This is a genomic window from Sharpea porci (assembly GCF_009695655.1).
Taxonomy (GTDB): domain Bacteria; phylum Bacillota_I; class Bacilli_A; order Erysipelotrichales; family Coprobacillaceae; genus Sharpea; species Sharpea porci.
In genome coordinates this window covers 13,576-29,490 of the sequence record NZ_VUNM01000018.1, presented here as the reverse complement: position 1 = coordinate 29,490, position 15,915 = coordinate 13,576, and the positions used below count along the sequence as shown (strand labels likewise).

The following is a 15,915-nucleotide window of genomic DNA, read 5'->3' as shown; positions in this document are numbered from 1 at the left end:
CAATGACCAAATACTGGAATTCCCCCATACATTATTCCCAGCCAACCATCAAGGAGCTACAATCTAAAATAGCAAGCTCCAATAATAAAGCCAACAAGAAAGGCAAACAGTATCAGCCCATTCATATCGAAGGCAGACAAATAGCAAAAAGCTGGTGGGGACAAGCCTGGTGCAATGTCATAGAAAACTATGCCGACTATGGTTCACGTCTTGAAAGAGGCAAACGTTATGTACGTAGTGGAACAGTTATAGATCTACATATTACCAAGGGCCGTGTCAAAGCGCTTGTCCAAGGCAGAAGAGCAGCTCCCTACAAAGTTGATATTCATATCAGCCCGCTCAAGGCTGAAGAAATGGATGCCTTAGTTGAAAAATGTAGCCACAAAATCTCTACTCTTGAAACACTCATCAATGGCGATTTCCCTGAAGACTTGCAGGAACTCTTTACAAGCAGTAATGGTCTCTTTCCATCGTCAAGAGAAATCAGTTTCTCCTGCAGCTGTCCGGATTGGGCTATCATGTGTAAGCATGTCGCAGCGGTGATGTATGGAATAGGAGCTAAGTTTGATGAAAACCCCTTTCTATTCTTCGAACTCAGGGGCATTGATGTCCATCGTCTGATTGATGTAGCTATAGAAAGCCATGTTGATCATATGTTGGAACATGCTCATGATCCTAGTGATCGTATTATTGAAGATGATGATATCAAGGCTATATTTGGTATCGATATTATGAATGCATGAAGAGGACAGAATGAACTGTCCTCTTCTTTTTATGTCTAATATATATCAATAATATAGTTATATATACTAATCATGTCAATAAAAATAGCATCATTAAAAAATATAGATAAAAGAAACATTAGTCTTACAAAAATGACATAAAAGACGAATTTCTCATATGTAAGAGCTTTCTTGTATCATGTATTATGCATTTGGAAAGCAAAAATGTATTTGGGAAAGGGGAATACGAACATGAAGAAGCAAGTAGGAAAAATCACCCTTTGCTTACTGACAATCATAATGGTCTTTTTGAGTTTCACACTTTCAACAAAGGCTACAGATTATGATTTGTCCCAATATATTTCTCAAGTTGCATTAGAATATGAAAAGGATGGAAGTTACATAGCTTATGACCAATCAGCTTTAGCCGATCAGACAAAGCTACGCTTTAATATCACGGCAGCACTTCCTAAGTCATCTTTGGTCGTTAACAATAGTATTCGTCTGACTATGCCTGATCATCTTGCTCTTGAGGATACTGTTGCACCAGTTAGTGCCATTTATAGTTATGCAGGTGAAAGTCATGATTATAGTCATGATGGACCAATTGGCTCATATACAGTTAAGGATCACCAAATGACTGTGACAATCAATAATCCACAGGATGATACCTTATATGTATATCTTCAAATCAATACAACTATAAATCAGCTTACTTTTACAAATAATGAAGTAACACTAGCATTCAGTGCACCTTCAACAACAATCACTATTAAGAAGGCAGCTGAAACAGCTGAAGCACAAACAACACCTAAAACAGTTAAGCGAGCACCATTAAAAGCTAATTCTAACACTGATGTTCCTAAAGAGATAAGCGGCAATAATGAGATAAGCGGCAATATCAATAATGAGGTAATAAAAGGCTTATCAGGATCTTATAAATTAGTTGGTAAAACAACAGTGGATAAGAACATTTTAGCTGATAAAACAGCAGTGGATAAGGATATTGGTAAACCAATCAATATTGATAATGATGTCACAATTGATTTAAATGGGAATAAATTACAACTCTATGATCAAACCTATTTCTATATTAAATCAGGCAAGCGTCTTACCATTATTGATTCACAAGCTGACAAATACAAGCCTACTACTAATGCAGACAATCCTACTGCTACTAATGCAGCTGGCGTTGGCAATCCCAGCAGCCTAACAACCGAAAAAGACTCACAAGATGATCGAAATATTCCTAGTGCCCTTGATTACTATGTCACAGAACCTAATGTGAATAGTACAAAAACAACGGATACGACGGATACCACAAAGGAATATACAGTTGATTTCACCAAAGCCGGACGTATCTTTAGTGAAACAACCAAAAATGGTGGAGAGGACAGTACGTTCATGATTGAAAAAGGTGGCACACTTGATTTCAAGAGTGGTGTTGCCTACAACAATACTGGACCTCATGTCGTCGCGACACATGGTAGTAATGGCTCAGGAACAGGAACATTGAATTTATCAGGTGGTTATCTTATTGGTAATCATAAAGGTAATGTTATATGGAATAATGCCGGAAATGTTCTAAATATCAGTGGTGGTGTTATTACAAATGGATGTGCTGAAAATGGCGGTGGCATCTACAATAATGGTACAAACAATGGCGCTACTGGTGGTGGAACCATCAATATGACTGGCGGTATTATTACCGGTAATGAAGCTTGTAATGATGGTAAAGATTCTAAAGATAACCGATTTAGTGGTGGCGGCATTTATATGAAATCAGGGATATTGAATATTTCTGGTGATGCTTACATTACAAATAATAAAAAATCCTTTGGTAGCTCAACTTTTGATCACTTCAGTGTTCATGGTGGTGGCGGTGTTGCCGCTGACAATGATTCACAGGTCAATATGTCTGGTGGATATGTCACTGGTAACTATTCGAATGAAGCAGGTGGTGGTCTCTATATTGGCTACTTTACACAAGATGGTCTTGCAAATCTGACATTGACTGGTGGTATTATCGCTTCAAATGTCGCACAGACTGGTGAAGGCGGAGGCATAAGAATTGGTGGCTCTGGTCGTGGTGGCATAAGTGCCGTAAAAAGTAGTAACACAATTTATATCACAAACAATAAAACATATACCGGTCTTAATGAAGGAACTAATGGAACAGGTGACTGGGGTGGTGGCGGTATTTTCGTTCAGGAGAATGGGCAGCTCAATATCAGGAATGCCATTATTACAGAAAACCATGCCGATGGCTTTGGTGGTGGTGTCAGTGCCTGTCCAACAGGGAACACAAGTATCAATACTGATCAAGGTGCTGCTATCTATGGTAATGAAGCCAAAGGGGAGCACTATTCACGAGGCTCTGGTGCTGGAAGTGAAAAGAAGAACGAAGACTATGTAGCTCATGAATTCTATATAAATAAAAATCGCACTGATTATCAGGATTATTTCTTAGCCCATGCAGCTAATGTTGGCTCTTATACAATCACGAATGGAATGCTAGGTGGTGGTAGTGAAAATTACCAAGGATCCTTTGATGGTAATGAGTCTAAAGAAGAATCTCCTGAAGCTGGTGGAGCAAAATTCATTGGCTTAACTGCCAGACCGAGCCGTGATCATATCGACAATGCTTTAGCTAAGGCCTCAACATATATTAGTGGTAACCATTCCCATAACCATGGTGGTGGTATTATGACTAATGGTATGTTGACTTTGGGTGAATCAAATGAGATTTATCCATCATTCTATGTAGAAGCCTATAAAGCTTTTAAGTTAAAATCAGCACTTAATAATACGGATACAAATCTGCATAATACGGGTACAAATCTGCCAATGGATAACAACCAGTTTAAATTTGCGATCTATAAACATACTGGTGATTCAACAACTCCACCTCAATGGAATGGCAGTAAATTTACTGCTGGTTCAGGCACTAATACACTTGTTACCGAAGTGGGTAATGAGACTGCAAGCCAAGACCAGCTTGGAAGAATATATGCAGCAATTCCAAGCTTCATCTATGATAATGCTGGTGATTATACATTCTATCTTGTAGAAAAAGATGCGGAAGATACAAGTATTACTTATGATCATACAATCTACAAGATTCAATTTACGGTTTATGCTTCAGGTACGAAACTTGTAAATAAAGTTGAAACAACAACATATTCAATTAAGGATGTAAAAGTAAAGCATATTTTTAACGGAAAAGAAAATGATGTTAGTGATTATACATTAAACAATACGAATTCAAATCTAACACTCTTCAACAATAAAAAAGAAGCCTTTACGAATACAGAGCAGTCCTATGGCTTACAGATTACAAAGAAGGATGCGGAAAATAGTCATGTTCTTGCTGGAGCAGAATTTAAGCTCTATCAATTCGATGATAACTATGAGGATACAAGTATCAACTCAATCGATATTAGTGAAGTTGCAACACTGACAACAAATAATGATGGTAAGTTGACATTTACCTCATTAAGAGGTGGACAACTCTATTATTTGAAAGAAACAAAAGCACCGGATCAATATAAAACATCTGGTCCTTGGGTTATAAAAGTCAATAAAGCTGGAGTCAATAAAGCTGGAACAGCTAAGTTCTATGATGCAGACTGTACAGAGAATGAAAATACAACAACTCTGACAAGAAATGACTCTCATACATTTGTTAAAGAAGGAAATGGAAAAGAAAAAGAATTAGAAAAAAATGATAAAAATGATAATGTATTCATTACAGAAATAACGAATACATCAATCAAGTACAAACTGCCTGATACTGGTGGCAGTGGTATAGAGCAATTTTACCAAGCAGCTTTTGTTTTAATAGCATTAGGCTTGCTAGTAATATTAGTACGCTATATCAAAAGGAGGGTTGTGGAATAGACAAACATTCGACATACAACACTCATAAAACATACTAAAGAAAAAGGGGAAAACTATGAATTTAACTAAGAAATTATTCAGTTATATCGTTGCGATCGCAATGATCTTCACATTAACTGCCTTTGCCGGTGGTGCTGTTAATGCAGCAAACGCAAAGACATACCAACTTTCATTACAAAACAAAGGTAAAACAACGCATACTTTTGAAGTTTATCAGATCTTCACTGGTGATTTAAGTGAAGGTATATTATCAAACGTTCACTGGGGTAATGGTGTTTCAGAAGAAGGTAAGACTGCTCTTGGTGATGCTGCTAAAAAAGCTGAAGATTTAGCAAAATCAACTGACAACTCTTTACCTGTTAAGACTTTTGCTGAAGATTTACAGAAATACCTTCAAAATGGTACTGAAAAAGAAGTTGCAGCAAATGATTCTGCATACATTGAAGGTTTAGCTGCTGGTTACTATTTAGTAAAAGATAAAGCTGACTCTCAGAACAAAACAGAGGGTGCTTATACTTCATATATCTTAAAAGTTGTAAAAGACACTACAGCAACTACTAAATTAGATATTCCTACTGTTGAAAAGAAAGTTCAAGATACAAATGATTCAAATGGTGAAACTTCTGGTTGGCAGGATTCAGCTGACTATGATATCGGTGATGAAATTCCTTACCAGATCACAGGTTCTATGCCAGCTAACATTGCCAACTACAAATCTTACAAATATATCTTCACTGATACAATGAGCAAAGGCTTAACATTCAATGATGATGCAACAATCAAAATTGGTGATACAGTTGTAACAGGCTCATTCGAGAAATCAGTTACAGAAAAGGATGATGGTTCTACAGTTGTAACATGGACATGTGCCAACTTAAAAGGTATTGAAGGTGTTACTCTTGATGCTAATACAACAGTTGTTGTAAATTACACTGCTAAGTTAAATGAGAATGCAGTTATCGGTTCTGCAGGTAACCCTAATACAGTGAACTTGACTTATTCTAACAACCCTAACAAGGGCGGCGAAGGTGACACTGGTAAGACTCCAGATGACAAGAATATCGTCTTCACTTACAAGACAGTTGTTAACAAAGTAGATCAGAATGGTAAAACTCCATTAAAAGGTGCAGGCTTCACATTACAGAAGAAAGTTAATGGTGCATACACAAATGTTAAATCACTCACTGCTGGCGATACTACAACTTTCGAATTCACAGGCTTAGATGATGGTGACTATAAGTTAATCGAATCAACAACTCCAGCTGGATATAACAGAATTACTCCAATCGAATTCACAATTTCAGCTACACATAATGAAACATCAGATGATCCTCAGTTACTGACCTTATCTGGTAATAAAACAGCTGGTGAAGCTACATTCACGGCTGATAAAGGTGCTGGTTCATTAACTACTAATGTTGTCAATAAACCAGGTTCTATATTACCTGAAACTGGTGGTATGGGTACTACGGTATTATATGTATTAGGTGGTGTATTAGTAGCTTTAGCAGCAGCTTATGTCATCTATACAAAGAAACATGAAAAAGCTTAATAAGTTATTTCAAGTATGCGTTATTATTCTTTCCTTGCTGCTAATCATGGATAACAGTGCTGTCCATGCTCAAGAGTCATTCCCTCTTACAATTGATCATTGTGGGAGTGGAATGAGTCTTCACTTGTATAAGATTGCTGAGGGAAAGTTTGGTAGCTATAAGTATACTGAAGCTTTCCAGGATGCTATAAATGCCAATATCAATATCAACAAACTTCAAAATGCGAATGAAACACTGATTGCTGCAACAACCTTAAAAGGATATGCCGTTAATAAAGAAAATGATCATCGGATTGCTGATGGGGATGTTGTGAAATACGAACATTTGAGTAATGGTTTATATTTGTTGGTGGTTGATAATTATCGTGAAGGTCGTAGACTCTGGAAATACAGTCCTATTCTTATTGATATGAATGATGCAAAGACAATATCATTGACGAAACGTGTTGATGATGAGTATTTTGATTATAAGCTGATTAAACAATGGAATGGGACTTCTAATCCGCCTGATCGTATTACCGTAGACCTTTATGTTAATGGGAAAATAGAGCGTAGTGTGGTTCTTGAAAAAGAAAAGAACTATACATATAGCTGGGAAACGGATGGCTATAAGGATTATAGTGTTGTTGAACATCATGTTGAAGGCTATAAGAATACAGTAAGTATGGCTCAAAATGATGGCTTAGTGACAATTGTGCTGACTAACACAAAGAATCAAGAACAGCCACCAGTAGTCAAGAGTGGAGATTCTACACATATTACAATTTATATTTTCTTATTAGCTTTAAGTGGTCTTGCACTTATCTTGATAGGAAAGAGACTTGAGAAATAATGGTGCTTCATGTACCATTTTTCTTGTTAGGGGGATTTTTATGAAGAGAATTGTTGGTTATGGGATTGGAATTGTTGTTTGTATTGTGATGATGGTTGTAGGGACATTTGGGTCTTTCTACTTCATGCATGGTAAGGCAATGGAGAATGGCTTAAAGGACAATGATCTTGTCTATGTGCATAAGACAAAAGATGTTCATCAAGGGGATGTTATTGCCTTCTATTACAACAACAAGATCTTAGTTAGACGTATTGTTGCTTCAGGCAATGATGTTGTGACAATTACTTCAAAAGGAACAGTCTACATCAACAACAAGCTCTTGAAAGAAGATTATGTCAAAGATAGATATGATGATCATCATGATATTGTCTATCCCTATAAAGTAAGTGAAGATTGTTATTTTGTGCTTGGTGATCAACGATCAGCTAGTGTTGATTCGAGAAGAAAGCATTTTGGTGTTGTCAAGAGGAAGGATATTATTGGTGTGGTGAAAATGAGAGTGTGGCCGCTACAGCGTTTGGGAGGTGTTTCCTAATGGTGAAGAAATTGCTGAATATAGTTGTTGCTGTCATCTTTGTTGTGGGAGTAGGATTACTTGTTTATCCATCATTTTCTAACTGGTGGAACCAGCAGCATCGTTCACAAGCTATTGCTTCTTATGAGAAGAAGGTGGCCTCTTTAAGTGAAAAAGAATATAAACATTTATGGCAGGATGCTAAAAAATATAATGCAGAACATCATGTTAATACCTTTAGCTTAGATCATGAAGAAGAAAAGCAGTATAAAAAGGTTCTTGATATCACCAATACAGGCATTATGGGTTATGTTGAAATCCCTAAGATTAATGTGTCTTTACCTATTTACCATGGCGATGAACAATCCATACTTCAGATTGCGATTGGACATATTCCTGGAACTTCATTACCTGTTGGAGGCAAGGGAACGCATTGTGTGCTTTCTGGCCACCGTGGTCTTCCTAGTGCGCGACTCTTTACCGATATTGATCAATTGAAAAAAGGTGATCTCTTCATGCTTCAAGTTATGGATAATACATTGACTTACAAGGTTGATCAAATCAGTACGGTTCTTCCACAAGATACATCTAAAATGCAGATAGATCCTTACCAAGACTATTGTACACTTGTCACATGTACACCTTATGGTGTCAATACACATCGTTTACTTGTAAGAGGTCATCGTGTTCCTAATCAATCTGTACGTGTTGCTCCTGATTTAACAACAGCTGATCCAGTTATATGGGATATTTGTTGGGGTGTTGTTGCGGTTGTGTTATTGCTTTTAGGTATTCATCAGTTGAAGAAAAGTAAGCTTAGGGAAAAGAACTAGTCTTGTTATTTAATCATGTGTTAAAATAGTAACAGGTGATATATTTATGAAGAAGCTTGTTATGGGATTAGGATGTGTTTTGATTATTATAGCTGGATGTATGCAGGGCTATGCTTTCTACCAACAATATCAAATACGTCAAAATAACCTATCCATCTACAACCAAGCATACAAGCTTTTTCCTAAGACTTATATGGGAACGGATGGCTATCTTGTTATTGATGATAGACAAGTCAAAGGTGTCATCACAGGTAAGCATTTTAAACTTGCATTTGGAAAACAACCTCTACCGTTCTATAATGATCATGTGATCAAGGTTGATGATGCATTTAAAAAAGACCTGCAAGCACTTAATATTGATGAAGTACTGCAACTGCATCTGACATCAGGAGAGATCCAATATTATCAAATCGTTGATATAGGGACATTACCTTATGACAACATAACGCATGCAGATCTTGTGATCTGTACTTATGGACAAACATGTTTTTATATCAATGCAAAAAGAGTCGGGGAGATGTATGGCTCGATTTGATGAACCAGGGGAGGGGATTCACATGAAGCAAGATGATATGAATGGACAAGAACAATACAAAGAAGATTTTGATCTTATTGAAGGTGGTGTTTGTTTTGTTCTTGCAGATGGTAGTGAACGCATTGTTTTCGCAAATAAGAAAATTGCAGCATTATATGAATGTGATACTGTTGAAATGTTCATGCAGTTTTGTTCTGCAAACTATCGTAACCTTATGGAGGAGGAAGACTATCAGCCTCTTTCTGCACTAGGTAATGGTCATTTGAATCATATTCCTATTTCTTTTGATTACCAGACGAAAAATGGGCATTTTCGTAGAGCTCAGGGAATTGGTACACTGAAAGATACACGATTTGGGAAAGCTTATGTGCTTTTACTTTTTTCAGTAGAACAAATTTCAAGTGATATGCGGACAAAGGACCAAACAGGCGTGCTAGGTATGCATGATTTCTTAAAACTAGCACTTAAACAAGCAGAAAAACGTGTGGCACGCTATGATATTCGTTCATTTTGTCCGGTGATTTTTGATTTAACGAGTTTTAAGGAATATAACCGATTGTATGGAATGCATCAGGGAAATTTGTGTATAAAGAAAATAGCTACAACGATCACAACACACTTTCCTGGGGCACTTATAGGACATTTGACAGCAGATCGTTTTGTAGCACTTCTGCCTTCTAAAGACTTAGAAGTAAAGCTAGAACATGTCTGTAATGAAGTGAATCACTATATCAATGATGATGGTATACGAATGAAGGTAGGTATTTATAAACCAACCGAGAAGGATACTCTTGATAGTTTACGACATGCTTTTGATGCAGCCAAAATTGCCTGTGATAGCATCAAGGAAGATGGTAATCGCAGTATTGCTATTTACTGTACATCAATGGGAGAAACCATTGCCGATAAGTCCTATGTCTTACGTCATTTCACCCAAGCAATGGAAAAACATTATATTAAAGTTTATTATCAGCCTGTTATTCGAACATTAACAGGTAAGCTTAGTGGCTTTGAAGCATTAGCACGTTGGGAAGATCCTGTGAAAGGCATGATTTATCCTGATGTCTTTATTCCAGTGCTTGAAGATGCACAACTTATTAATCGTCTTGATTGCTATGTGCTAGAACAGGTTTGTCAGATGTTGCGGGATCGTATTGATAATGGCTTACCTATAGTATCAGTATCATTGAATCTTTCGGCTTATGATTTTGATGTTTCTAATCCGTTGGATACTATTGAAAAGATGGTGAAACGTTATAATATTCCAAGAACAGTATTACATTTTGAAATTACTGAACGTGTCATGTTTTCAAATCATATGAGTATGGCCAATACTGTTCATGCGTTTCAGCAGGCTGGTTATGAGGTTTGGATGGATGATTTTGGGAGTGAGTATTCTTCATTGAATTCACTTCATAATTATCACTTTGATGTCATTAAAATTGATATGGGATTTTTTAGCCACTTCGATGATCGAAGCCGACAGATTATTACTTCCGTCGTTACAATGGCAAGAATGCTAGGCGTAAAGACTTTAGCAGAAGGTGTGGAGACAAAGGAACAGGTTTCTTTTTTAAAGAAAATTGGTTGTGGACGTATTCAAGGTTATTACTATGGTAAGCCCATGCGTTATGTAGATACATTTTCCTTTATACATGGCAAGAATTTCCGATTTGAAACGCCTGAAGAAGCACATTTAATGAATATAGCTGAGCGTGTTAATGTTGTTTCTGATTCCCCAACAGCTCTTTTCAGTTTTGATGGTTCAAATATTACCCTTCTTATTGAAAATGATGCCTATAAAAGAGAATTGAGAAGCACAGGAACACAGGGAATGGCTGAAGCTAATAAGAATCTTGGTGATTCAGGATATCCATTCCGTGGAAGATTCCAACGCTTCATGATCAAGTCTTTTCAATCAAAGGCACAAGAGACAATGACTTATGTGGATAATGGGCAGTACATGAGAGTGAGTGCTAAATGGATTGCGGGAGATGAAAGTTATTGGATTGGAGAAGCACATATCTACAATATCAGCAACAATGAGGAAATTAATCAGGCGAAGACACTGGATAATACATTACGTGATATCTTTCAGTTCTATGAAGGCTTCTATATGTTTGAACGTGGGAAAAAGGAAGTAACAATTCTACAATCCAGCCATCCTGAACTCAATCAAAAGAAGATTCCTCATAAAATCAATGACTTTATTGCTTTTTTTGCGGATAATCTTGTTTATCCAGATGACAGAGAACGCTTTTTTACCTTTATTCATCCTGAAAACATCGAAAGAAAAACAAAAATGAATGGTGTTTCTCAGTCTGAACTTTTTCGTATAAAAAATGTTGATGGAACATATCGCTGGGAAGTCTTTGAAGCATTAATTATTTATAAAAGTACAACAAAGAATATCTTGCTTTGTGAGCGAGAAGATATCTGGGAAAGAAAGAGTGACAGAGATGCACTTCTACCAGTATTTTGTCGATCTTTTGGAATATCAGGATATAACGCCATTCAGCCTGAAACCCAAGCTGAAAGTAGTCTCTTTCGTACATTGTGCGAAGATTCCCCTTATTTATTCTATTGGGAAGATCAAAAAGGACATATTCTTGGAGCCAGCAAAAGCCTTCAGGCACAAGAAAGAGTCAAAGATCCGTCAGAATTTATAGGGAAAACAGAGAAGGAAATTGGCACTCATTTTGCGAATGATGAAATAAAACCACGACATGTCAATATTCAAGAAGAACTCGTATTGTCAAAAGGCAGGGTGAGCGAGCTGAGTATTGAACGTAAACCATGGTATCTAGAAAAAGAATTGGCAGGCACACTTGCCATGATCAACACAAAAAAGATGGAAGACAATAATGAGGAATCAAGATTGGGGTTAATAGATCCTGATACTGGTCTTTTGAGTTTCCGTGGTGCGATTGAAGCGGGCTTGCTTTTCTCTGATCAATATCGTTCAAATAAGATAGATTATGTTGGTGTTCTTATTGATGTTCCTGCTTATGCTGAAGTAATGCAAGAGAGTGGAGAAAATGCGAGAGCGATATTGATGAAATTCTCGGAAGCAGTGAAAAATACATTTACACTCGGCTGGTCTATTGCAAGAATTGGCTTATGCTGTTTTCTTTGTTTCTGTCAAAGAGAGAATGCAGATCGTATTGAAGAACAGCTTTCAGCAGTATCTGGAGTTCTTCCGGTATTATGGAGACAGCTTGGCATTCATACAAATTCTGCAATGATGCATGCTGTAGCTTATGGATCAGAAGTATTAAGTCTTGATGAAATGCTGCAGCTTTTGATTCGTAGAATGAATAGTGCAGAAAAAGAAGCTTATGGTGAAAAGCCATATACAGAAGATCGTATTTATGTTAGTAAGGAGATCTTGAATACTCTTCCAGAACATGTAATTATCAGTGATCCAAAGACATATGAATTAGTCTATTTGAATCAATCTGCAAGAAAAGATCTTGGTATTGATGAAAAGTTTAGCTTAAAGGGATGCAAGTGTTATAAAATGCTTGAAGGGTTCAATGAACCATGCAAAGATTGCCCTAATCTGATGTTGCGTATGGATCGTGTATTTGGGGCAAAACATAAGAGTCATAAAAAAGGAAAAAACTTTATCGTACGATCATTTTTAATGACATGGGATAAACGTATATTGAAGGTTACCATTGCCTTTGATATCAATGAGTATATTGAAACAATGGCGGGTAATCATGAATTCTTTTATAATGAAATACGTGCTAATGATGCTATATCCCGTGGTATGCAGGAAGCTGATCCAGAGAAAGCTATTGAACAGACGATATCTAGTATTTCTGAAGATATGCAGCCAGAACGCTTCCTTATTTTTGAAGAACGAGATGATAATACTGTCAGTGCCACTTATGAATGGACAATGCCAGGTGTAGTACCACTTAAAGAAGAACTACAAAGCATTTCAAAAACAGAATTACGAGCACTCTACGAAAGGTTCATATCAGAACATCTCGTTATGATTCATGATATGGATGCATTTCAAAAAGAACATCCAGATTTCAAGCTTGGAATACATGGTGTCCATAGCTTTATATCTGGGCAGCTATTATTACAGAATCAAACAGAGGGCTTTACCCTCGTCATCAACCCGTCTGAAGAAAGCTTTTCAAGAGGCAGTGTAATCTATTCGACACTTACAGATTTTATTGCTGTAATGGTAAGAAATAGAAATATTTTGCTTGAGCTAGAAAAACAAAGTATGATAGATCAGCTGACTGGTGCAGGCAACCGTCGTGCATTAGAACAACGTATTAGTCAATGGCAGGGTGATGGTGTACTTGGTGTTATTTCCATCGATTTGAATGGCTTGAAAAATACCAATGACACAAAAGGTCATCATGCGGGTGATATGATGATACATGAAACTGCAAGAATACTTATGGAATGTGCAGGAGAGAATTATGTCTTTAGAACAGGTGGAGATGAATTCATCGTGCTTACTGAAGAACTTGAAGAACGAGATATCCATCTCTTGATCCAACATATGCGTGATAGTGCTAATATTAATGGTATTAGTATGGCTATTGGCTTTGCCTGGACACGTGGTAAAGTTACGAACTTTGATACACTTCTTACGAAGGCAGATTTCAATATGTATCAGGATAAAGGACATAGCTTCCGTAGAAGACGTAGTGACGAATAAATACACTTTGAAGCTGTTTGAGGATACCTTTGGTATCCTCTTTTTAATTTTGGCTCCAGTATATGAAAAAGTGATGAGCCACACTATTGAAATATGCTCATCACTTATCTATATGGTATTTAAAACTAATCTTTTGAATAGCTTTCTGATTTTCTTTGTCTGAATTTTCTTGCCAAGAATACTAAAATTTCATAAATCATGGTCATGACAACGAAGGATACGAAATCTAATAGTAGATTATGGCTGCCAACTATGACTCGACCTATCATGAGAAGCAAAATCATAGTTGTATAATTTTTAAATTTTTTTAAGGTATCTTTGTTTAAGAAATTTTGGATTTTCATTTGTTCACCTGCTTTAAGTAATAATTGCTTCTAAATTGTATCATATAGGATACTACAAATAGAACATATATTAACTTATCCATTTTATCTATATGGTATTTAAAACTAATCTTTTGAATTACCTTCCGTTTTCTTTCGTATCAACGCTTTTATTGTCTCAATAAGCACTGCTCCGATAGTACAAAGAAGAAAATCTAAAAGTAGATGCTTGCTTCCTAATATGATTCGAAAAATCATATAGACTGCAACAGCTATTGTTAAGCCTTTTAACTTAGTTAAAGTCTTTTGGCTTAAGCAAAAATGATTAAAAATTTTCATGTTTTACCTCCATGTGTAAGAGCTCTGCATTACAACTTAATTGTATCATATAAGATGCTATAGGTGGAACGAATATTACGTTTTTAAATATAACAAAAAATGAGGCTTTTTATGCCTCATTTTATAGATATTAAGTTTTTAAATTAAATATTAACTTTTTAATTTCATCTATTTATCGTTATACACTCTGTTATCTAAGTGAACAAATCTTTCTTTGATCTCCTGAGTGCGGCCTTTATTCCAAAAGTTGTCTCCAAGGTAGCCACATGTACGACGACATACATTGAGTGTATCGATTTCATGTTTTGACGCATTGATTTGTATACATGAGCATATGTTTTCCTTAGCTCTGCGACCGTATGACCAAGCCGTTCTGCAATCAGACTGTCATCAATACCGTTCATTATAAGAAACGATGCATGGCTATGTCGAAAGCCATGAGGAGTAATACGTTTAACTCCGGATATATTGATATACATTTCAAGCTTGCGTGCTAGACGAGTACGGCTCATATGCGCCTGGGGTTATCTTTTTTCTTTGGATATTTGATAAAAAAGCGGAGTACAACGCAGGCATTGTACTCCGCTAAAAACTATTGTTTTTGTTCACTAACGGTATTATACATGCCACTTTCTAGGAAATCAATTATTTTAATCATAAAATCATAAGTTGACGTAAATATTAAATCCTTTGAAAAATATTCTTTATGCTGAATCATTCGTGCTCTGAATAGTTTGTCAAGCCTAGTATAAGTATCTCTTTTAATGGGAATACTTGTGCATATTTGATCAAACAAAAATAGTGATGCAACAAAATCATGAATGATTGGATTAGTAAGTTTCTTTTTTCTGGAAGCTTTTCCAATGCTCTTTATCTTAGAAACCTTTTCTGTTAGGACCCTTGTTTTATTTATTGTTTTTATATCTTTTAAATGAGTATGTTCATATGGAATTCTTAAAGAATTGAGCAGACAATTATTATGAGCCGCGGCATTTCTTAGAAACTTCAGCGGAATTAATAAACTTATTATTTCTTTTGACGCTCCATCTTTATAGATTTCATAATACATTGAGTACAATTTTATAAACTCTCCAAATGATAGCACTTCAATCAATGCCCATATAGGCCATTGATTATCGTATTTATAAATCAAATCGGCACTAGCTGAATCATTCATTTTTCGTTTAATACTTTGATTAATTAATGGATACCTTTCTAAAAATAATTCAGTGACATGGTATCCATCACAATCTCGATTATTAGTAACATCACATATCAATTTTGTTTTTAACATATGTTCAATATCTAAACTTAAATGAATTATAAAATAGCGTAAATGAGCATCTAGTTTTGACAATTCAACTAAGTAGGCAAAATCAAGATTTACAAATGTTCCGTCTTTTTTTCGCTCAAATGATTTAGCGTAAGACTTAAATTTGAAATAGTATGTATTGTATTGCAAAAATTGTTTTGCTTGATCTGCTATAAATAATTCAAATTTTACACCTTTCTTTTTCATGTGTTCAATCTGTTCGTCAATTGTAAATTTAGTTTTCATTTATCCACACCCTTTATTCAATAGGTTTTTTATCATACCCATATTAAATAACGCTAATAGTTATTATTTCATCCATTTTCCCCTCCCCCCCTTATTTTACGTTGCTCTGTAAGGCTA

General features: G+C 35.9%; 11 protein-coding genes and 1 pseudogene. 8 read left to right on the top strand and 4 right to left on the bottom strand.

Features of this window, described 5'->3' with window-relative positions:
• Positions 1-2 precede the first annotated feature (2 nt).
• The 8 genes from FYJ79_RS08155 to FYJ79_RS08120 all read left to right on the top strand — a co-directional run bounded on the left by FYJ79_RS08155 (position 3) and on the right by FYJ79_RS08120 (position 13,578).
• Positions 3-743 carry an SWIM zinc finger family protein gene (locus FYJ79_RS08155; RefSeq protein ID WP_154516657.1) on the top strand — a complete coding sequence of 247 codons (741 nt, stop codon included), beginning with the start codon at positions 3-5 and terminating at the stop codon, positions 741-743.
• Positions 744-974: 231 nt separating this feature from the next.
• Positions 975-4,622, top strand: a complete 3,648-nt coding sequence (locus tag FYJ79_RS08150) for a SpaA isopeptide-forming pilin-related protein (protein ID WP_154516654.1) — start codon at positions 975-977, stop codon at positions 4,620-4,622.
• Positions 4,623-4,677: 55 nt separating this feature from the next.
• On the top strand, positions 4,678-6,174 hold the full coding sequence (locus tag FYJ79_RS08145; RefSeq protein ID WP_154516650.1) for an isopeptide-forming domain-containing fimbrial protein: 1,497 nt from the start codon (positions 4,678-4,680) through the stop codon (positions 6,172-6,174).
• Between the two features lie 112 nt (positions 6,175-6,286).
• Positions 6,287-7,006, top strand: a complete 720-nt coding sequence (locus FYJ79_RS08140) for a Cna B-type domain-containing protein (RefSeq protein WP_195837047.1) — start codon at positions 6,287-6,289, stop codon at positions 7,004-7,006.
• A 40-nt stretch (positions 7,007-7,046) separates the two neighbouring features.
• On the top strand, positions 7,047-7,541 hold the full coding sequence (gene lepB, locus FYJ79_RS08135) for a signal peptidase I (RefSeq protein ID WP_154516644.1): 495 nt from the start codon (positions 7,047-7,049) through the stop codon (positions 7,539-7,541).
• On the top strand, positions 7,541-8,353 hold the full coding sequence (locus FYJ79_RS08130) for a class C sortase (RefSeq protein WP_154516641.1): 813 nt from the start codon (positions 7,541-7,543) through the stop codon (positions 8,351-8,353). The genes lepB and FYJ79_RS08130 overlap by 1 nt, the downstream gene beginning before the upstream one ends.
• Before the next feature lie 46 nt (positions 8,354-8,399).
• A complete protein-coding gene (locus FYJ79_RS08125) occupies positions 8,400-8,888 on the top strand; it encodes a hypothetical protein (RefSeq protein WP_154516638.1) in 489 nt (162 codons plus the stop codon).
• Positions 8,889-8,910: 22 nt separating this feature from the next.
• On the top strand, positions 8,911-13,578 hold the full coding sequence (locus FYJ79_RS08120) for an EAL domain-containing protein (RefSeq protein WP_195837046.1): 4,668 nt from the start codon (positions 8,911-8,913) through the stop codon (positions 13,576-13,578).
• 449 nt (positions 13,579-14,027) lie between these two features.
• Here FYJ79_RS08120 and FYJ79_RS08115 read toward each other — a convergent pair whose 3' ends face one another.
• From FYJ79_RS08115 to FYJ79_RS08105, 4 genes and pseudogenes are all read right to left on the bottom strand, one after another.
• Positions 14,028-14,240 carry a hypothetical protein gene (locus FYJ79_RS08115; protein WP_154516629.1) on the bottom strand — a complete coding sequence of 71 codons (213 nt, stop codon included), beginning with the start codon at positions 14,238-14,240 and terminating at the stop codon, positions 14,028-14,030.
• Positions 14,241-14,408: 168 nt separating this feature from the next.
• Positions 14,409-14,576, bottom strand: a complete 168-nt coding sequence (nrdD, locus tag FYJ79_RS12595; protein ID WP_407695593.1) for an anaerobic ribonucleoside-triphosphate reductase — start codon at positions 14,574-14,576, stop codon at positions 14,409-14,411.
• A pseudogene (locus tag FYJ79_RS12705) lies at positions 14,570-14,752 on the bottom strand (tyrosine-type recombinase/integrase); the annotation flags it as partial. The gene nrdD and the pseudogene FYJ79_RS12705, both read right to left, overlap by 7 nt.
• Positions 14,753-14,832: 80 nt before the next feature.
• On the bottom strand, positions 14,833-15,798 hold the full coding sequence (locus FYJ79_RS08105) for an Abi family protein (RefSeq protein ID WP_154516623.1): 966 nt from the start codon (positions 15,796-15,798) through the stop codon (positions 14,833-14,835).
• Positions 15,799-15,915: the final 117 nt, after the last annotated feature.

Excerpts from the sequence above, each read along its gene's own strand:
- FYJ79_RS08155 (WP_154516657.1), top strand. The coding sequence starts at position 3 with ATGACCAAATACTGGAATTCCCCCATACATTATTCCCAGCCAACCATC.
- FYJ79_RS08150 (WP_154516654.1), top strand. The coding sequence starts at position 975 with ATGAAGAAGCAAGTAGGAAAAATCACCCTTTGCTTACTGACAATCATA.
- FYJ79_RS08145 (WP_154516650.1), top strand. The coding sequence starts at position 4,678 with ATGAATTTAACTAAGAAATTATTCAGTTATATCGTTGCGATCGCAATG.
- FYJ79_RS08140 (WP_195837047.1), top strand. The coding sequence starts at position 6,287 with ATGAGTCTTCACTTGTATAAGATTGCTGAGGGAAAGTTTGGTAGCTAT.
- lepB (WP_154516644.1), top strand. The coding sequence starts at position 7,047 with ATGAAGAGAATTGTTGGTTATGGGATTGGAATTGTTGTTTGTATTGTG.
- FYJ79_RS08130 (WP_154516641.1), top strand. The coding sequence starts at position 7,541 with ATGGTGAAGAAATTGCTGAATATAGTTGTTGCTGTCATCTTTGTTGTG.
- FYJ79_RS08125 (WP_154516638.1), top strand. The coding sequence starts at position 8,400 with ATGAAGAAGCTTGTTATGGGATTAGGATGTGTTTTGATTATTATAGCT.
- FYJ79_RS08120 (WP_195837046.1), top strand. The coding sequence starts at position 8,911 with ATGAAGCAAGATGATATGAATGGACAAGAACAATACAAAGAAGATTTT.
- FYJ79_RS08115 (WP_154516629.1), bottom strand. The coding sequence starts at position 14,240 with ATGAAAATTTTTAATCATTTTTGCTTAAGCCAAAAGACTTTAACTAAG.
- FYJ79_RS08105 (WP_154516623.1), bottom strand. The coding sequence starts at position 15,798 with ATGAAAACTAAATTTACAATTGACGAACAGATTGAACACATGAAAAAG.